16 protein-coding genes are annotated in these 18,897 nt (G+C 52.5%); 15 read left to right on the forward strand and 1 reads right to left on the reverse strand.

Going from position 1 to position 18,897, the window contains the following annotated elements; genetic code table 11:
* Window positions 1-51 precede the first annotated feature (51 nt).
* The 14 genes from AC4IBF_RS18845 (at window position 52) to AC4IBF_RS18910 (ending at window position 17,331) form a co-directional block, all read left to right on the forward strand.
* Window positions 52-1,425, forward strand: coding sequence for an SrfA family protein (locus AC4IBF_RS18845; protein ID WP_133293708.1), 1,374 nt, complete (start codon window positions 52-54; stop codon window positions 1,423-1,425).
* On the forward strand, window positions 1,426-4,431 hold the full coding sequence (locus tag AC4IBF_RS18850) for a virulence factor SrfB (protein ID WP_248175318.1): 3,006 nt from the start codon (window positions 1,426-1,428) through the stop codon (window positions 4,429-4,431).
* Window positions 4,431-7,094, forward strand: coding sequence for a putative virulence factor (locus tag AC4IBF_RS18855; protein WP_133293706.1), 2,664 nt, complete (start codon window positions 4,431-4,433; stop codon window positions 7,092-7,094). The genes AC4IBF_RS18850 and AC4IBF_RS18855 overlap by 1 nt, the downstream gene beginning before the upstream one ends.
* Before the next feature lie 6 nt (window positions 7,095-7,100).
* Window positions 7,101-8,060 carry a hypothetical protein gene (locus tag AC4IBF_RS18860; RefSeq protein ID WP_143344613.1) on the forward strand — a complete coding sequence of 320 codons (960 nt, stop codon included), beginning with the start codon at window positions 7,101-7,103 and terminating at the stop codon, window positions 8,058-8,060.
* A gap of 8 nt (window positions 8,061-8,068) precedes the next feature.
* A complete protein-coding gene (locus tag AC4IBF_RS18865) occupies window positions 8,069-10,024 on the forward strand; it encodes a vWA domain-containing protein (protein WP_136195669.1) in 1,956 nt (651 codons plus the stop codon).
* Window positions 10,024-10,710: an ABC transporter ATP-binding protein gene (locus tag AC4IBF_RS18870; RefSeq protein ID WP_136195670.1), complete on the forward strand. Its 687-nt coding sequence runs from the start codon at window positions 10,024-10,026 to the stop codon at window positions 10,708-10,710. Before AC4IBF_RS18865 ends, AC4IBF_RS18870 begins: the two co-directional genes overlap by 1 nt.
* 31 nt (window positions 10,711-10,741) lie before the next feature.
* Entirely contained in the window at window positions 10,742-11,923 is a 1,182-nt protein-coding gene (locus AC4IBF_RS18875) for an ABC transporter permease (RefSeq protein ID WP_232057367.1), read from the forward strand.
* A complete protein-coding gene (locus tag AC4IBF_RS18880; RefSeq protein ID WP_143344612.1) occupies window positions 11,913-13,448 on the forward strand; it encodes an SUMF1/EgtB/PvdO family nonheme iron enzyme in 1,536 nt (511 codons plus the stop codon). Before AC4IBF_RS18875 ends, AC4IBF_RS18880 begins: the two co-directional genes overlap by 11 nt.
* An 18-nt stretch (window positions 13,449-13,466) precedes the next feature.
* Window positions 13,467-14,165 carry a hypothetical protein gene (locus AC4IBF_RS18885; RefSeq protein ID WP_133293703.1) on the forward strand — a complete coding sequence of 233 codons (699 nt, stop codon included), beginning with the start codon at window positions 13,467-13,469 and terminating at the stop codon, window positions 14,163-14,165.
* Between the two features lie 11 nt (window positions 14,166-14,176).
* Window positions 14,177-14,659 carry a hypothetical protein gene (locus AC4IBF_RS18890; RefSeq protein ID WP_133293702.1) on the forward strand — a complete coding sequence of 161 codons (483 nt, stop codon included), beginning with the start codon at window positions 14,177-14,179 and terminating at the stop codon, window positions 14,657-14,659.
* A gap of 51 nt (window positions 14,660-14,710) precedes the next feature.
* Window positions 14,711-15,187, forward strand: coding sequence for a hypothetical protein (locus tag AC4IBF_RS18895; protein ID WP_205734052.1), 477 nt, complete (start codon window positions 14,711-14,713; stop codon window positions 15,185-15,187).
* A 25-nt stretch (window positions 15,188-15,212) separates the two neighbouring features.
* Window positions 15,213-15,641: an IrmA family protein gene (locus tag AC4IBF_RS18900; protein WP_127729460.1), complete on the forward strand. Its 429-nt coding sequence runs from the start codon at window positions 15,213-15,215 to the stop codon at window positions 15,639-15,641.
* A gap of 1 nt (window position 15,642) precedes the next feature.
* Window positions 15,643-16,893 carry a hypothetical protein gene (locus tag AC4IBF_RS18905; RefSeq protein WP_479974931.1) on the forward strand — a complete coding sequence of 417 codons (1,251 nt, stop codon included), beginning with the start codon at window positions 15,643-15,645 and terminating at the stop codon, window positions 16,891-16,893.
* Between the two features lie 141 nt (window positions 16,894-17,034).
* Entirely contained in the window at window positions 17,035-17,331 is a 297-nt protein-coding gene (locus AC4IBF_RS18910) for an SH3 domain-containing protein (RefSeq protein ID WP_491463014.1), read from the forward strand.
* A gap of 59 nt (window positions 17,332-17,390) precedes the next feature.
* On the opposite strand, the gene AC4IBF_RS18915 is transcribed toward AC4IBF_RS18910, so the two are convergent.
* Entirely contained in the window at window positions 17,391-17,993 is a 603-nt protein-coding gene (locus tag AC4IBF_RS18915) for an ATP-dependent Clp protease proteolytic subunit (RefSeq protein WP_008501342.1), read from the reverse strand.
* A gap of 284 nt (window positions 17,994-18,277) precedes the next feature.
* Here AC4IBF_RS18915 and AC4IBF_RS18920 point away from each other — a divergent pair, with 284 nt between their 5' ends.
* Entirely contained in the window at window positions 18,278-18,895 is a 618-nt protein-coding gene (locus AC4IBF_RS18920) for a response regulator transcription factor (RefSeq protein ID WP_127729456.1), read from the forward strand.
* Window positions 18,896-18,897 lie beyond the last annotated feature (2 nt).

The raw sequence follows: 18,897 nt of genomic DNA on the forward strand, positions 1-18,897 counted from the left end.
CCACAGTGGAACCAGCTTTCACTTGTTCGTTTAACAGCAAAGGCATGCAGCGTGAAAGAAATTTTTCTATGCAGTGACAAGCTCGATAAATATCAGTCGATGGGTGAGAATGGACAGGCAGTATATATTTCCGCATTACAGCTGCGTGAAACCCTACGACTTAGAAAACAAACGGCGGTTGCTGACACTTTAGCCATCCCGCAAATCAGCGAGCATGGCGATCGAATCGACTGGTATGCCCCGCTGGCCGGTGACGTTATTCCATGGACGGCCGCAACGGAAGCTGAGCGCCAGGCCGCGCTCGCGCAACTCGAAACCACCCATGCAGCGTTTCGCCAGATAAGTAATGAATTTGCCCAAAGCCAGCAGCCGGAACGCCGGCTCTTTGGGAAATTACTTGAAAAAGCGATGCAATTCCCCGATCAGCAGCACGTGTGGCTGGTAGGTGGAAAGCCGGTCATCAGTTTTTGGGGATTTGTGAACGCCACTAACCAGGCCCGCATCGAGCCGCTAGACTGTTTGCGTCCAATATCTACAGCCTTGCCTCCGCAATCAGCAAGTATTGAACCGGTGATACCAGAACGCACCTTTACGCATCAAAGGCCCGCCAAAAGACGCTGGTGGTTGCTCTTACCCGCATGGTTGCGTTGGCTACTGCCGCTACTTCTGTTACTCCTTTTAGCGCTACTGTTCTTACGGGGTTGCATGCCAGGCATAACGATCCCTGGTATTTCATCTTCTGTACCCGCTTTGCCCGCGCCCCACCTTCCAACAGCCGAATCTCTTGCGCCGTCGTCAAGGGCCATCATCAGCACAACAACGTCTAAGGCGAACCTGCATTCGACAACGGGCAGTGAGATTTTAAGCGCCACGGGCACTTCACTCACAACGTCACAAGAGCAATCAGCATTACAAACGCCGTCACAAAGCGCAGCAGCAACGGCATCTGCTGTGGATCCTGCGTCAGCCACGAATAGCCCTCATCCCGGCGGAACAGCACCTGCTCTCGAAGCGCCATCAGCCAATACCTCAGCTGGTGCTAAAGTCCCGTTGACCCTGCCTGCATCTTCACTGGCACAAGGAAATACCCGTTTTCTGGACGGGAACTGGCACGCAGGGGCTGGTATTCAGGATCAACGCACAGGAAAGCCCCTTAGTCTGAGTTACCAAATCAATGACGGTAAGGGCGAAGTACAGATGATCCGTGGCGACGGTGTGACCTGTCGTGGCGCGGTCAATGCGGCCATTCAGTCAGGTCATCTCGCCATTAACAATCAGGGAGAAGCACAGTGCTCCGATGGCTCACGCTACCAAATGCCAGAAATTCTGTGTGCTCCCGGCGCGCAAAACATTGCGAATTGCAAAGGCCGTTACGACGCCAAAACACTTTTCCCTATTTCGATGAAGCAGGAGGCAAGTCAGTAAATGCTCGCTGAACTCACTGATTTTAAAAAACAGGTCAAACTTATTCGCGACAGCGGGATCCAGTTCCTTGATTTCGCCTTTACCCTGCCAACGCGTAAAGAATATGGGGAATTTCTTCGTCAACAGGGTGACGAGGCTATTATGCGGCTTATCTATAATGAGAGGGAAGATAAGCTGCAGCTCCCTCTGCCTGACAGCGAACCTCCTCGCTACGCAGACTCCGACTACACATTGACGACCGAAGAGTCGCTACGCCTCTATCGCGGCCTCTGGTTACCGCTGCCATTTTTCCGCTTCAACCCGCCACGAGCCTTTGCTCATGGGCCCTATAACTGGTCACGCGTCCAGTTCCATGAGCTGCCTGAGCCGGATGAAAAGGGTAATACCTGGCGCGCTACTCTGATTTTTGATACCAAAATTTTCCCGGATCGCGAGAATACGCAGTATCTCGCACCGGGCGAGGATGATATCCGTTCAGGTGCGGGATTTGCTCTGGCACGCCATCCTCACGAGATGAGGGAGTTTCTCTCACTGCCATGGGTGGATGAATGGCTACGGGAAATTTTCAGTACTCAGGCTCGCGAAGTATTACGCCAACATATTGATGACATTGATGAAAAACTGCTGCAGAAGGAACATCAGGCGCATTATCTTAACCTGCTGCATGTCCTGGCGACGACGATTGTCGTTCCTGAAGTACAGGTCAATGACGTAAAAATCCGGGACTCAGCGATTCCTGTAGACCTCGTGCTGGACATTGGTAACTCACGTAGCTGCGGCATCCTGATCGAAGAACATCGTGACGACAATAAAGGGCTTTCTCAACTTTATCAGCTTCAGCTCCGCGATTTGAGCCAACCGCAATTTGTTTATAACGAGCCTTTTGACAGCCGTCTCGAGTTTGCCCAGGCCGAATTCGGCAAGCAGGATTTCTCGCTAAAAAGCGGGCGCAGCGATGCCTTCACATGGCCAACCATTGGACGCGTCGGCGGAGAAGCCTTCAGAATGGCGGCTCAACGCCTGGGTACCGAGGGCTCAACAGGGATCTCCAGCCCTAAACGCTACCTCTGGGACGATCAACCCTATTCACCGGGATGGCGCTTTAGCCAGGCCTTCGTGAAAAGTGACAGAGAGCCGTTAGCCACTGCAGCACCGCTGCTGTATATGGTCAACGATCAGGGGAAATTGCTCATTCGCCTGAAAAATGAAGAAGACCGTATGCCCGTCTTCACGCCGGTATACAGTCGTAGCTCGCTGATGACGATGATGTTGTCAGAGGTATTAAGCCAGGCTCTCATGCAAATCAACAGCCCTTCACAGCGGCTGAAGATGAACCACGCCAGCACACCGCGTCGTTTACGAAATGTCATTATGACTGTCCCTCCGGCGATGCCAAAGCCTGAGCGCGCTATCTTTGAGGAGAGCATGCATGACGCTATCCGCATGGTCTGGAAAGCGCTCGGCTGGGAAGAGATGGATTATGAAGGCGATGACCCGCAGTGCTTGAAGTACGCCCATCCAGGCGTACACGTGAAGTGGGACGAAGCCACCTGTGGGCAGTTGGTATATCTCTATAACGAAACGCAGAACTACTTTGGCGGTCGCACGGACGAATTTTTTGCAGCTACTCGCCGTCCCGATACTCAAAAAGACACCAGCGATACACGCTCATTAAAAATCGCGTCGATTGACATTGGCGGAGGAACGACCGACCTCGTCATTTCTCGCTACACGCTGGATGAAGGCCAGGGCATTAACGTCCGAATTACCCCGAAACAGCTTTTCCGTGAAGGGTTTAAGGTAGCAGGCGACGACATACTGCTGGATGTTATACGGCTTTTCCTCCAGCCAGCAGTAAAAGCGGCCATGACCAAAGTCGGCCACAGCGATCTTGCAGCCGAATCAATGATGTCACAACTCTTCGGTAGTGAATCTATCGAAGCCGGAAAACAGGTATTACGTCAGCAGCTTACATTGCAGATCTTCGCGCCTCTGGCGTTATCTATTTTGCATCGCTATGAAGAGTACTCCCCGGAAAATGGGCGGGAGATACTGAATTACACCTTCCGTGAGCTACTTGCCGATAATCTTCCAACCGAGAAAGTACAGGATTATGTAAACGACGTTGCCCGTTCCGGACAGCTTGCGAGCGAAGTACCGTTCTCCATTCTGGATGTACCGCTGGAATTGGATCTTGCGCGTCTGCACAATGAATTTATCGACCCTCGCAGCGGGCGAATGAACATTTGCCACAGCCTGCGCGCGTTGTGCGAAGTGCTTTGGCACTACAACTGCGATGTATTACTTTTAACCGGTCGTCCATCTCGCCTGCCGGGAATTCAAGCGCTCATTCGCCAGCTTCAACCTGTTCCCCCTTCTCGCGTACTGCCACTCCACGGTTATGAAACCGGTGGCTGGTATCCGTTTAACAAGAAAGGATGCATTGACGATCCGAAATCGACAGCCGTTGTGGGGGCGATGCTCTGCCTGTTAGCGGAGAAATCCAGACTCAACAACTTCTTCTTCCGCACTGCGAACTTTAAGCCTTATTCAACCATCCGCTATGTCGGGATGCTTGATGGAAACAATGTGATTAAAGACAGCAATGTCGCCTATCGCGATGTTGATTTGGACTCCGCTGATTTCCAGTTACCCGAAGGGAAAGGCTTTGAAGCACGGGGGGAAGTGCGTATCGGTTTCCGCCAGCTTGATAACGAACGCTGGCCATCGACCGCACTTTATACCCTAAAAATTACCAGTGCGAACCTGGCAAGCGAGCTGTCGGGTGATGCTGTAATAAGCATCGGTTTAACCGCAGAACACGGACGTGGACGTAGTAGCGAAGAACCGGTCAGTCCGGAGCGCTTCCAGATTGGCTCGATGGAAATGGAAAACGCACAGCGCGGTTATGGCCGTAGAGATGTTGCATTCCAGTTGAACACAATGGTCGGTAACGGGCTGAGTGAAACCCATTACTGGCTGGATAGCGGGAGTATTAAAAGCTAATGAGCACTATTCATCCCAACACCATTATCCAGGGCTGGAATGGCGTCGAACAAGGTGCAGGCCGGGCCATTGACTGGATCGCAAGCGTTCGTCAGGACGCACCGCGCCTGAACACTGAAGCCGATCGCCTGACCATGAACTTGCGCCGCAGCCGTAACAAAGCACGCAGGCTGGCGCAGGCCGCAGCGAAACCGATGACAATCGGCTTCTTTGGCTTGTCGCAGGCAGGCAAATCGTATCTCATTTCCGCGCTGGCTGCGGGTGAAAACGGAAAGCTGGAAACACGCCTCGGCGGCAATCAGCTCGATTTTCTGACCCACATCAACCCGCCTGGCGGCGGCAAAGAGGCGACGGGTCTTGTTACCCGGTTTAGCCGCAGTGATCAGAGCACGGACGAACGCTGGCCTGTCACGTTACAGCTCTTCAACGAAGTGGAAATGGGGAAGATCCTCGCCAACGCATTCATCCATGACTTCAACCAGGAAAAATTTGACTGGCAGTTCGATGAAAAACGTATCAGCGATCTGTTAACGTCCCTGTCGAAACGACGCCTGACCTCCCGCAGCCCTGGCGTGACCGAAGATGACGTAGTTTCTTTTTGGGATTACCTCATCCGCCATTCTGAGAAAACGCAAAGCCGTTTTGCCCTGACCTACTGGCCACAGGCAGTAAGCCTCGCACCATGGCTTTCTGTTGAAGATCGCGGCCAGCTTTTCTCCGTTTTATGGGGCGAAGTACCAGAACTAACCAATGCCTATATCCGTTTTGCCAACACGCTACAGCGTCTCGGTGGAGTGCAGGAGCTGCGTGCCCCACTGAGCACGCTGGTTCGTAACGAAAACGGCATGCTTCTCCAACGGGATAGCATCATGAACGTCGATATGCTGGAGCGGCTGAATACCCCGTCAGATCAGACTATTGAAGTCTGTCCTGTGGTAAATGGGCAAACGGGTGCGTCTATTTCGCTATCGCTGGCAGAGCTCACCGCGCTTACCGTTGAATTGCATATCCCGTTAATGGCTCCGCCTCGCGAAACAATCTTCGAAGCCGTCGACTTGCTTGATTTCCCGGGTTATCGCGGCCGTCTGGCGGTGGAGTCCATGGGTGATGTCACCCGCGAGGTTAAAAATGCAGAGAGCAACCCGCTAGCGCAGTTAATTTTGCGCGGAAAAGTGGCCTATCTTTTTGAACGTTATACCGAAAACCAGGAGATGAATGTCCTGGTGGTGTGTACGGCCTCAACAAAACAGTCTGATGTCAAAGAAGTGGGCGGCGTGCTGGACGAGTGGATCCGTTACACCCAGGGCGCCGATGCCGACGCGCGTGGTCGTCGCTTACCTGGCCTTGTCTGGGCATTAACCATGTTTGATCTGCGCATTAGCCAAAACCTTTCCCATGACGAAGCACTTCTTCGCCAGTCCTGGGGGCTTGGCGGGATGATCAAAATGGCGATGACCGAGCGTTTTGGCCAGTACAAATGGATGCAGGAATGGAGCCAGGGTCAGGCGTTCAATAACACGTTCCTGGTGCGCAAACCGCGCCAGCAAACGCCCTTTATCCGCATGAACGCAGGTAGTGAAGCGGCTTTCAACGACGACAATGGCGGGCAGCTTGCACTGATGCGGAAAACCTTCCTTGAAGATGAAGCTGTCGCTCGCTACATCGCGAACCCTGCTGAAGCCTGGGATGCGATGCTCACCCTCAACGACGGTGGTATGCGCCGAATGGCCGATTATCTGGCCCGCGTCGCCCGCCCTGAACTGAAACTGGAGCGGATCGCAGAACAGCTCGACGAGATCCGCCACGAACTGGTCGAAGGGGGACTGGGGAACTGGTACCAACCGGACGGCGAAGAAGAGCTGTCCAGAAAATCCCGAATTGCGCAAGAGATCCTTGCCACCCTGAAAAAACGCAGCGGCATGCACGGCGAACTGCTGGCGCGGTTGGTTCCGGCACGCCGCGATCTCCATGCACTTTACATGCAGCAAACGACCCTGTCTGCGCCTGAAGCAGAAGAAGATGCAGGATTCTTTGATATCGGTGTGGAAGATGCTTTCGAAAGCAGCGCAACTGCGGTGACGACGCACAGCCATGAGGTCGCTTTCGCGCACCAGAGCGTTCAGCTCTGGATTAACCATCTGCGCGGCCTGCCTGAAACCGCCGCCATGCTCAACTACATCAGTCTTCCGCGCCCGATTGCCGAAGCGCTGGTAGACGAATTGATCACGGGGTTATTGCGTTCACGTGTCGAGGACGCGCTGGTCAATGCAATGAAAAATACCGAGCAGGCTGGCGTTCGTCGTGAACGTATGGTCGAGCGTCAGGTTTCACGCGTGCTTCACGTGATGAGCGATTTCATCACCTGGCTGGGCTATCAAAATATGCCGGAATCGAAACGCCCGGCCCGTCTCAACCAGCCCGAACAGCCGATCTTTACCCGTCCACCAACGTGCGACAGTGTGGTCTGGAAAGGTGATGAACGCCTGGCACGCCTGACGCCGCAACAGCTGAACTACAGTGCCTTCTTTATCATCGACTGGCTGGTTGGCCTGGAAGCACTCATTACCGAAAACGCAGGTCATTCTGCCGGACGCGAGATTAGCGTCGCGCAGAACGAAAATCTGGGCGTCATTCTCCGCCAGATTAAATCGGCAAAGGAGTAACTGGACGTGATCAAACCTGAACTTAAGACGCTGACCCCTATACAACCAGGATTCGCATTACTCTTGTTGAAAGGCTGGAAAGGCGATGCCGAGGGGGTCACAATCTCGGTAGTACGTAATCAGGATCGCCTGTATCTGGACAGCCACGGTGATTGGGTCAGTGGCGAGATTTTCCTCGCCCTCCCTCCACTGATACAAAATGAGGAGACGCCCTGCGTTCAGGTCGGCCCTTCTCTGATCGATCCACTACTCGCTAACCGCCAGGCGGCCTATCGCATCACCATCAAAGATGGAAGTAATAAGGATATGGGGATTCTGACCATCGCTGAAGGGCTACTTAGCTCCCAGGCCGGTGGTGAAAACCCACTTCCGGAAAATATACAGACGCTGAATGATACCCCCATCGTGCAGCCGATGTCCGTTCAAGAACCGGAACCTGTCGTTTTAGAACCTGTCGCAGAAAAGCCTGTATCTCAACTGCCGCAGAAGCCGAAAAGCAAGCTGCCGTTATTTGCAGGATTAGCCATTCTATTGCTCCTGCTGGCCGCTGCTGGGTGGTGGTTTACCCGTAAGCCAGAGCCTGCAATTCCAGCGGCACCCCCCACACCCGTCGCGAAAACTACCGGGCCGTGTGGTGATGAACAAATGGCGAGCGGCAATGAAATGGCGTTCGTTAAAGGGTGCCTGCGTAGCCAGCCAAGTAGTGCACAACTGCTGGAAGTCATCGCAAAAGCGAAAGCGGCAAAACATTGCGATATCGCTCAGCGCCTTTACGCCTATAAAGCCCAGTCCGGCGATACGCAGATGGCCGTTCGTTATGCACAAGAATATGACCCTAAAACCGCAAAACCTGGGGGATGCTTCAATCCTGACGCAGAGACAGCGGCGTATTGGTATGAGTCGGTTGTAAATCAGGATCCGCAGAATAACGAGGCCAAAGCCCGTTTAGCTGAGCTGAAGAAATAGGATAAATAATGAAATACATGCATTGGTTCAGTAGCCTGGTGTGTGCCGCAACGCTGGCATCCCCCGCCTGTGCCGCGGGTAAACAGCCGCTTTTGCAGGAAGGTAAACATGCGTTATTCCAGCGGGTACTGACTTACCCAGGCTGCCAGCTGTCCGCCAAAGCAGGTGAAGCAGGTAAAGAGCAGCCGGCCTTTAGTCGATTCTATGTTTACCAAAGGACAACGCAGGGTCAGGACACGTGGCTGCAGGTTGGGCCGGACAGCTTTGGTCATACCGCTGGCTGGATGAAATCCTCCTGCACCGTTGACTGGAAAATGCAGCTGACGCTGGCGTTTACCAATCCTGCTGGCCGTCACCCGATGCTGTTCTTTAAAGAGAAATCCGACGTTGAGTCTCTTCTGAACAGCAAAAACCCTGCGGCAACATTGCAACCAATGCTCAACAGTTTGAGCAGCCATAAACCGGTCCCGCAGGTTCTGGCACGCGAGCCTGATTACATGGTGGATCAGTTAAAAAACTTTTATCTCTTACCTGTTCTTGGCTCAGATGATGTGTTTACCGATACCGGCTTCCAGGTACGTGTACTCAACGTTGCCTCCGTCAGCGAAAAGTCGCCCGCAAAAAAGGCCGCGTCCGCTGCTGATGAAAAGAACATGATGAAAGGGTTCTCCGCCTCGGTTGTCTTTGTGATCGACTCCACCATCTCGATGGGGCCGTATATCGATCGCACCAAAGAGGCGATCGATAAGATCTACAAGAGGATCGAGAAGGAACACTTACAGGATCAGGTCAAGTTTGGCCTGGTAGCTTTTCGCTCCAGCGTGAAAGCGGTTCCGGGTCTTGAATACGACAGCAAGATGTATGTCGACCCCAATACCGTTAAAGATGGTAAAGACTTCCTCGCTAAAGTACATGACCTGAAGCAGGCTACCGTTTCCAGCAGCAAGGTTGATGAAGATGCTTACGGCGGGGTCATGACAGCGCTGGACAAAGTGGACTGGACGCAGTTTGGCGCCCGCTACGTTGTACTGATTACTGACGCAGGCGCGCTTGATGGCACAGATAAGCTCTCGTCAACCCATCTGGATGCCGCCCAGGTGCGTCAGGAAGCCGCCTATCGTGGCGTTGCGCTGTATGCGTTACATCTGAAAACCTCTGATGGTAAGAAAAATCACAGTTCTGCTGAAGCCCAGTATCAGGAGCTGACGTTAAATCCATTCCTGCACAAACCGCTCTACTATCCTATTGATTCAGGTGATGTAAATAGCTTCGGTAGTATGGTCGATAAGCTGGCGAATGCCATTACCGGCCAGATTAAAACAGCCTGGAGCGGCGAAGAAACGGCGGGGAGCGCGCTGGGGGCAAGCCCTAAATATGCCGGTAAGAAAGAAGATCCCCTGCTCAGTGATGCCGACAAGTTAAGTAAGGCAATGCGTCTTGCCTATCTGGGTGAAAAGCAAGGCACCACGGCACCACCGGTATTCAAGTCATGGATAAGCGACCGCGATCTGATTGACCAAAACATCCCGGCGACCGAGGTGCGCGTACTGCTCACGAAAAGCGAGCTCAGCGATCTGAGCGATGTCATGAAGAAGATCGTCAATGCCGCCAATGAGGGGATGATTTCTCCGGATGACATGTTTGCCAGTCTGCGTTCTCTGGCGGCAACCATGGGCAACGATCCAAACCAGGCGAAAGGGAAAAATGCGACCCGCCTCGGAGAGATGGGACTGCTCGGTGAATATATCGAGAGCTTACCTTACCTCAGTGAAGTATTGAGCCTGGATGAAGAAACCTGGAAAAGCTGGGATGGCCTTGAGCAGGAGCGTTTTATCCGCAGGCTGAACACCAAGCTTAATTACTATCAACGCTACAACCAGGATGTAGACCGTTGGGTGGCATTAGCGCCCGATAGCGACCCACGCGATAACGTTTATCCGGTACCTCTGGAGAACCTGCCCTGATGTTGAGGATCCGCGATATGGAGATCAGCCGGGGCGGGACGCATGGCTATAGCGTCGCCCTCCCGCACCTCTCGTTGAAAAAGGGAGAGGTGGTCGCTCTAACCGGGCCTAGCGGGTGCGGTAAAAGCACGCTTCTGGAGATGATAGGGGCGATCCTCCGCCCAGCGCATCTTGCCGAGTACCGGCTCGCCGGTCGCGATATTTCAATACCGCTCATGGCTGAAAACGAGCCTGCCCTGGCCGCGCTTCGCGCACGCGAGCTTGGGTTTATGCTACAGCACGGCGGCTTGTTGCCCTGGTTACCCGTGATAGAAAACATCACTCTGGTTCGCAGGCTGGCAGGACTTGGCCTACAGTCAGCCTGGCTCGATAAGGCCATCGACACCCTGGGCGTGCGGCCGCTGCTGACAAGAATGCCTTCCCGGCTTTCTATCGGCGAGCGCCAGCGCGTTGCCTTCATCCGTGCGATTGCCCACCAGCCACGCTTACTCCTTGCCGATGAACCGACTGCGGCGCTGGATCCTGATAATGCAGACCGGCTGTTTGACCTGATGATCGGTTTGGTGCGCTCACTGGATATGGCAGCCATCATTGTGAGCCACGACTGGCAGCGCGTGACGCATTTTGGGATTGACCGATATCAGGCCGTGACCGGAGAGGGAAAAAGTGTCTTCTTACCCAGCTGATATGCCAGCGTCAGGCACCCTGCTGTGCCGTATGGCTCTGCGCGATCTCATTCACGATCGCAAGGTCGCGCTGTGCATCATCTTCTCTTTGATTGCCGTTATCGCACCGTTATTGCTGCTGTTCGGCTTGAAGAATGGCATTGTCAGCCAGCTTCGCCATCAGCTTCTCGACGACCCTCGCACCCGGGAAGTACGTATGACGGGTAATGGTAATTATGATTTTGCCTGGCTTGATAAGCTCGCCCGCCGTTCAGAAGTCGGATTTTCGATTCCGTTGACTCGTTCGCTGAACACTCAGGCCGATCTGGTCCGAGACGGGCAACACTTTGTCCCGGGTGCTGAAGTGATCCCGACGGCCAAAGGCGATCCTCTTTTGCAGGATGTCAGAGCACCGGTCAAAGACAGCGATACCGTACTCAGCGCCAGTGCGGCACGCCGCCTTGGCGTGCAGACAGGAGATATCCTGCGCCTGATGGTGAGCCGAAAAAGCGAAGGGAAAAACCAACGCGCCACGTTCGCTTTAACCGTTACCGGCGTGCTGGATGACGCAAAATTTTCACGTCAAGGTGCCTTTATTACATTGCCTTTGCTTGTTGCTCTGGAAGACTACCGCGATGGCTTTCAGGTTCCCTTGCTGGGGGTCAGCGATGGCAAGCCGTTCAGAGAGAGAACCCGCTATTCAAGGGCACGTATCTATGCCAGTTCGATAGATGACGTTTCACTCCTCGCGCGGTGGCTGGAGACGCAAAACATTGAGGCTATCACTCAGTCAGCTCAAATTGAGTCTGTGCGTGCCATCGACCGAGTGCTGGGTATTATCTTTGGCGTGATTGCCTGGATCTCTGCATCAGGGTGCATCGCCTCGTTAGTCGGTGCCTTCATCGCCAACATTGATCGTAAGCGCAAAGATATGGCCGTGCTGCGCCTTCTGGGTTTTCGCCGTCGCTCTGTGACGCTTTTTATTATTATTCAGGCGCTGTGTTTGACCGGCGTCTCATACGGACTGGGTGTGATCATCTACCTGCTGGGCAGTGCATTGTTCAACCATGTGTTGGGCAGTTCTTTACCGGACCAGGCATTCGTCTGTCACCTTGACCCCCTTCATTTTATAGCAGCATTGCTCTGTGTCCTTGCCGTGGCGTTAGGCGTGGCCGCTATCGGAGCACTGCGCGCACTGAAAATCGAACCTGCGGAGAGTTTACGTGAAATCTAAACTGGCGATGAGCCTGGCTATCATTGGACTCGGGTACGCCTGCGCGGCTAATGCCACCTGGGATGAAAAGTTCTGGAACCCAAAACCTCTGGCCGATGACGTGATATTGCCTATGCCGTGCGACGGTGCCATGGCATTTCGCAAAGTCGCTATCCCGCTGAATAAACCGCTGGAAGATTACAACATCACGCTGGGGCAAGAAGGCGACGACTGGGGATACGTTGAACAATCTCGCCAGGAACACATTGCAGGCAGTTTCCCGGAGAAGGGTGGTAAGGGCCGTTATTACCTGATGGCCAAATATGAACTGAGCGACCTGCAGTATCGCGCGCTTTCTGGGGAATGCCCGACGACGGATATGAAAGGACGTTTACCGAAGGTGAGTATTGGCTGGATGGATGCCATGGTATTCGCAAATCAATACAACCTGTGGTTACGAAAAGAAAAAATTTCTGCACTGCCTGAAGATGATGGTCAGGCGGGATTTTTACGGCTTCCGACAGAAACCGAGTGGGAGTTTGCCGCACGCGGCGGGCTCGCGGTTTCCCCCGCAGAGTTCCGCGATCGCCACTTCCCCATGCCTGAAGGATTAAATGGTTATGTCTGGTTTGCGGGGGCACAGTCTGCAAATGGAAAACTTCAGCTTACCGGCCTGCTGAAACCTAACCCGCTCGGATTGCACGACATACTGGGCAACGCAGCAGAGATGATGTTTGACCCGTTCCGCCTGAACAAGCTCGATCGCCTGCATGGTAAGGCTGGGGGCTATGTCGTTCGGGGGGGCAGTTATATGACTCCTCAGGCGGATATCCGCAGTTCACTGCGTGGAGAGGAGCCGTACTATGCCAATGCGGGCGAGAATACAACCAAAAGCACCGGTGTTCGTCTGGTTTTAGTTTCCACAACCCTGACATCACGCGAGCGGGTGAAAGAGATTGAAAAAGAGTGGCAATCATTAGGCACGGGTAAAAAGGAGACACCTGCAGGCAAAGCTGATGATTCGCTAAAAAACCTGAATGCTATCTCGGCAAAAGTCCAGGATGACGCACTGAAGAAACAACTTGAGCAACTGCGCGGTGAGCTGCGCGCAAATAGCCAGCTTCGGGATGAACAACGGGATCAGGCAATACGCACATCGTTACAGTTGGGCGCCTTTTTGTGCACAAAAATGAAAGATGACGGCGAGTTTTACGATCGTCTCAACCAGCTCTTTACCAAAACCTGTGCCGCTGGCAGCCAGCTTGATGCTAATTGCTCCCGCCGTCAGGAACAGCTTGGTCAACATCAAAAAGCCCTTGATTTTATTAGCAGTTATTATGCTGACACTCTGGTAGACATGGGCACAACCTATGACAAACCCCTCATCGAACCGCAGGTCGCTGTCGTGTTGCAACAGATGGCTGCACGCGGAAAAACCAACCTTAACGGTTATCTCGATACCTACTGGAAGAACCTTCAAGGGTACTGGAAAGATGGAAAAGTTGCGCGCGAGGCGTGGCTTAATTCATGTAAAAAAAATAATTAAATAGTTCAGGAGAATGGAATGTTAAAGGTTATTCGCACAGCGGTGATAGCAGGAATGATGGTATTTCTGGCGGGGTGCCAGAATGGCAGTACGGGAAGTAGTGGCGGCGTCGACCCGCGCCTTGCCAATAATCAGGATGTTGAGTTTTTCAATAAATCAGGCTGGCAGGCCTGTGCTGGGGGCGCGGTAATCGGCGCACTGGCCTGCGCTGTCAGTAACTCCAGCAACAAAGCAGTATGTATGGCCGCCGCCGCTATCGCCGGTTGCGGTGTGGGTATGGGGGCTAACGCCTATCTGGATAATCAGCGCAAAAAATACGCCTCCAAAGAGCTGCAGTTAAACGCAACGATTAAGGATGTTGAAGCCGAAAACAAACGCATTCAGAACGCAACCAGCGTTGCAAAATCGGTTATCGACTCTGATAAAAAGACCCTCGCTCAAATAGAAAAAGATATGGCTGCAAACACGGTGAAAAAAGACGCCGTACAGAAGCAAATTAAAGGAGTGGATGCCAACATTGCTTACCTTCGTGGCACCATCACCGACATGAAAAAACATGAGAAGCAGTGGCAGGACGTTTCTGCAGACATGAGCAAATCCGGCAGTGATACCCAAAATCTGGATAGCGAGATTGCGTTGATGCGCGACAAAATTGGCTCTCTGCAGGGCGAGCTCGATAGCCTCTATACCCAGCGCACCGCGCTGAAAGTCGGTTGAGGGGAATAGCAATGCGTTATATTTTTCTTGCACTCAGCGCCCTCATATTAGCCGGCTGTGCCACTAACGCGCGAGATTGTGACCCGACAACCGGTGATGTCAGCATTATTACCAAATTTAACTGCAACTACTCCGGCACCTGGGATAAGCGCGTTGAAGATAAACAAAAAACGCTGCAATACGATCAGGAACTGAATAAAGAGTTCAAAGCGGTGAACGATGCGATTGAAAAAGAGAAAGCACTGAGCAATGCCAACGTAGTCAGTAAACAAAAATCGCAGCAAGAACTGCAAAAGTCGATGAACAATCTGCTCGCCCAGTTGAAGAAAAAAACAGCTGGCCGGGCTGATGCTCAAAAGCAAGTTGCAGACCTTGAAAAAAGTATGAAGGAGGCGCAAAACAAACCAAGCGCTTCCGAATTGCAAAAACAGATGGAACTGCAGAAGCTGCAGGGACAGCTGAATGAATTACAAGAAACACTGGCTTCACAATAATAAAATAGCAGCCGGGTTACCGGCTGCTTTACCTGCTAAGGAAAAATAACGTTGAAATCTCAATTACTCTCTGCTGGATTATTGACACTTCTGGCGACAATTCCAAGCGTTCATGCTGCACCGCCTGAGCCTGAGCTTATTTTCAACTGCGAACTCACGAACGGAAAATACGTTATCGTCCGTCTGGATCACGATGTTCCTACTTATTATTACGGCTCACTTGAAAAAGTAGAAATGACTCTCCCCCAAAATGAGGGAGACAAAACGCAGGTTCGCCTGGGTGAAATGACGTTCTCGGGTGGAGGCGCTTATTATTATCGTTTCATCAATGGCAACTACAGCTATGTTGTTTATAGCGGTACGGGAAAAGGATGGGATTATACCGGCCTGAAAGTATATAAAGACCAAAAGCTCATCATGAAAAAAGAGTGCACTAATGGGGGGTTTTTACCTAATGAATATCGCGGTCAAGGCCTCGTAAAAGAAGCGGACACCGGTGATGATGCAACATACGGTTATGTTGATTAATACATCATTTTCAGGATGGTAAAATATGATGAGCCGTTACTTACACTGTAGCACAGTATTCGCATGTCTTTTATTCGCTGCTCCATCTCATGCGATTGAGATCTGGCACTCAAACACCGTCTGGGCAAATCAAGGGATGTGCAGCGCCACTTTCACGCTGGACAGTGGCATGGAAAGCGTCGGTTCGTTAGAGATAGGCTTTGACCTCGTTGATGCAAAAAATAACCTTGTAGCTCATGATACTTTGCAGGTAGAGCCATTCGGCGATTCTGATGCCACGCGATACCAGACGGCTTTCGCCGAAGGCGAGCATTATTGCGAAAGCAATCTCACGCTGCGCCTGACGTCACTGGCGTTAGTTAACGGAAAGACCAAACAGCCTTTACCTCTCAGTTTGCTTACACCAAGGCCATTTATTCCATTCCCTATCATTAACCCGCAGGCAGATCACTAATATGTCTATAGACGCTGAAGCAAACTCAACACCTGACAATAATGGGCCTGGCCTTTGCTTTTTGTTATTACTTATCTTTGGCGGGTTCGTTTTCTTTATACCTGCAAGCGTTGTGGTCGCCTTCCCGGCCGTTCTCGCCGGTTCCTTCCTGTATTTTATCTGGTATCTTATTTCGGAAGGGCATTTAGGCAATATTCTTGGCAGTATGATCGTCAGCATGATACTTATGGCTATCGCCGCAGCTATTCCTGTCATTGGCTGGATATTGTTACTTATGTGGATCTTCTACAATATTGCAAAAGCCTTTGAGACGATAAAAACATTACTTCCCGATGCGCTCTTTAGCGCTGTTCTCTATGGATGTTTGCTCTTTCCCGTTATCCAGGAAATGGCAATGGACGGGGAGAGCAACATGGCTGCCACTATCGCTTGTGGTGTCGTGTACGTGATAACTGCAGGGCTTTATTGTTCCAGGTTAACGCAGCTGGCAACCAACACTAAGCAAAGTATTTTCTATTTTTCAATTATGTGGCTTTCGGTCCCACTTATCGCACTTCTGATCGTCTCGATTGTGGCATCCCTACGCGCGGCATTCAGAACCGTGCTGACCCCGGTGCAGACCGTGGTCAAAACCCCGCAAAACGTATCATCGCATATGCGAGGCGGGAGCCATGTCAACGCTTACACCCGAACTGTTACCACCATTCAACATAGCGTGACCTCACAGACACTTCCGGGGATGGGAGCTGTTGGTGCCTCTATGGTTGGTTCCGTATCGGAGGCAACGATAACAACACCACAACAGCCACAGCAAACCTTGCCAGCGCTGGAGCACAAACCAGCCGGGGGTGAATTAACACAGTATGCGACGAACAAAGACCACAATTTTTACCGCTACGACAATCTCAACGCGAAAAAAATAAGCAATTTCGTCCAGGCGGCAAGTCATCGTCAATCGCTGCCTCCTCTCACGGAAGATGCGATCCTGTTCTACTACGACGAAACGGTTTTCGGCCAAGGGGATCATGGTGTGGTATTAACTGATGACGGTGTTTATTGCGTGTTGGGAAAATTGTATGAAACTTTCTACGCCCGCTTCAGAGAAGTCAGTAGCGTAGTCATAAAAGGATCCATTAATAAAAAAATTGTCCTGCATATGAAGAATGGCCAGAAACATAATATTGAACTGACTCAATCAAATGCCGGGGCAAAAAAAATCTACGAACTTATCAGCATCGCAGCCCAGAATTAAGTAACCCTCCAGGCACCCGCTCAACGGGTGCCTTTCAGACTTCCGCATGACACATTCTGACAGTTTCACGCTTTATCGTGATCGCCATATTTACAGCGGCTTATATCGTTACGTTAAGAGAGAACTGTCATGAGGTCTAAAATGAGCGATTTCACTGAACTGCCGGTCACTGGCTCTGTTAAGACCACAACAGCGGTCTACACGCGTAAACAGAGCCCCTCGGTATTCTCGCCCGTGGCGTGTGAACTCTCTGCGGGAAGCCAACTGACGGTGCAGGCTGCGGTGATGGGGGATGCGGTGGAAGGCAACGCGCACTGGTATCGCATTGGTGAGGATACATACATCTGGGCGGGGGCATGCACACGGCTCGATCCTTACCCGGCGTTTCCGCCAGGCACGCGAACGAACTGGATGGTGGTGGTGTTCGAGGTACGATAGGTCCGGCGTAGGTCGGGTAAGGCGAAGCCGCCACCCGACACGTACACGGCGATAAAACCTTAATCCAGCTTCAGCTCGTCATAATGGGTGATCAGCTTGCCCACGATGCCGTAGTCCAGCGCTTCTGCCGGAGACATCCAGAAGTTGCGGTCGGTGTCTTTTTTCACTTTTTCCAGCGGCTGGCCGGTGGCGTCAGCGATCAGCTTGTTCACGCGATCCAGCATGCGGATGATCTCGCGCGCTTCGATCTCAATATCCGTTGCCTGACCGCGCACGCCGCCCAGCGGCTGGTGGATCATAAAGCGGGTATTCGGCAGCGAGTAGCGGTGCTCTTTTTTCGCTGCCAGGAAGATGGTTATCCCGGCGCTCGCCACCCAGCCGGTGCCGATAACGTGCACTTCCGGGCGAATGAATTTGATGAAGTCGTGAATGGTGTCGCCCGCTTCCACGTGGCCGCCCTGGCTGTTGATGTACAGCTTGATCGGATCGTTGCTGACGCTTTGCAGCAGGATCATCTGGGTGATCACTTTCTGCGCCAGCTCCTGATTGATCTCACCGGAGATCACAATCGAACGAGACTCCAGCAGTTTTTGCTGCAGAGCGCCCGCGCCGTTTGACCCTTCAGCTTTATCCTTGTCGCTCTCTTTCAGTGTGTAGTGCATTGTTATGTCCTCAGCATTTAGCGCTCAAAACCAGAGTGTAGCCTGTTTTACCGATCAAAGTCCTCACCGACAAATAACGAGGGCGCTGAGGCATACTGCCCATGTTGCACGCGTTTCGTTCCTTCACCACTCCCGCCCCGGCTCGCTATACTTCATACGGTTATCATATTGTTAAATGATAATGATAGTTAATGTGTTAAGATGAAAGTCAGCATAAACAGTCTCTTACGTCGCCGTAGTGACTGTTTGCATCCTCGACATGTCAATCAGCACCGGGGCGGTGAATGGAACACATTGTGTATGTTGTAGATGACGATGACGCAGTCAGGCAGTCCGTGATTGGGCTGCTGGAATCGGCAGACCTAAACGCCGTCGGCTTTTCATCGGCAGAAGCGTTTCTTCAGTACCGCTTTGAAGAGCTCCCGTCGTGCGTGGTGCTTGATATGCAAATGCCTACCATCTCGGGTTTTGAGGTGGCTGACGCCCTTAAGGATAGCGGGCGCGAGATCCCGATTATTTTTCTCACCGGCCACGGCACCATCCCGATGTCGGTGCGCGCCATTAAAGGCGGCGCGTACGAATTCCTCACCAAGCCCGTCGAATCTAACGCGCTTATCGACGCCATTGAATCCGCGCTTCAGCTGGCGGAACACAACGCCGTGCGCAATAAAGAGCACTACGCCCTGAAGCAGCGCCATATGTCCCTCACCCCGCGCGAACACGAGGTGCTGACGCTGGCGATAAGCGGCATGCTGAACAAGCAAATTGCCGCCGAGCTGGGCGTTAGCGAGATCACGGTGAAGGTGCACCGCCGCCGCGTGATGGAGAAAATGCAGGTGCGCTCTGTGGCAGAGCTGGTCAGGGCCGTTGAGCGCCTGACCAAAAGCCAGCCTGCGGAGTAACG

This window comes from Enterobacter sp. Taxon_8 (genome assembly GCF_058354585.1).

What these genes read in the sequence shown, in the direction of transcription:
- AC4IBF_RS18850 (WP_248175318.1), top strand. Translation starts at nt 1,426, where the DNA reads ATGCTCGCTGAACTCACTGATTTTAAAAAACAGGTCAAACTTATTCGC.
- AC4IBF_RS18855 (WP_133293706.1), top strand. Translation starts at nt 4,431, where the DNA reads ATGAGCACTATTCATCCCAACACCATTATCCAGGGCTGGAATGGCGTC.
- AC4IBF_RS18865 (WP_136195669.1), top strand. Translation starts at nt 8,069, where the DNA reads ATGAAATACATGCATTGGTTCAGTAGCCTGGTGTGTGCCGCAACGCTG.
- AC4IBF_RS18870 (WP_136195670.1), top strand. Translation starts at nt 10,024, where the DNA reads ATGTTGAGGATCCGCGATATGGAGATCAGCCGGGGCGGGACGCATGGC.
- AC4IBF_RS18875 (WP_232057367.1), top strand. Translation starts at nt 10,742, where the DNA reads ATGGCTCTGCGCGATCTCATTCACGATCGCAAGGTCGCGCTGTGCATC.
- AC4IBF_RS18885 (WP_133293703.1), top strand. Translation starts at nt 13,467, where the DNA reads ATGTTAAAGGTTATTCGCACAGCGGTGATAGCAGGAATGATGGTATTT.
- AC4IBF_RS18890 (WP_133293702.1), top strand. Translation starts at nt 14,177, where the DNA reads ATGCGTTATATTTTTCTTGCACTCAGCGCCCTCATATTAGCCGGCTGT.
- AC4IBF_RS18900 (WP_127729460.1), top strand. Translation starts at nt 15,213, where the DNA reads ATGATGAGCCGTTACTTACACTGTAGCACAGTATTCGCATGTCTTTTA.
- AC4IBF_RS18905 (WP_479974931.1), top strand. Translation starts at nt 15,643, where the DNA reads ATGTCTATAGACGCTGAAGCAAACTCAACACCTGACAATAATGGGCCT.
- AC4IBF_RS18910 (WP_491463014.1), top strand. Translation starts at nt 17,035, where the DNA reads ATGAGCGATTTCACTGAACTGCCGGTCACTGGCTCTGTTAAGACCACA.
- AC4IBF_RS18915 (WP_008501342.1), bottom strand. Translation starts at nt 17,993, where the DNA reads ATGCACTACACACTGAAAGAGAGCGACAAGGATAAAGCTGAAGGGTCA.
- AC4IBF_RS18920 (WP_127729456.1), top strand. Translation starts at nt 18,278, where the DNA reads ATGGAACACATTGTGTATGTTGTAGATGACGATGACGCAGTCAGGCAG.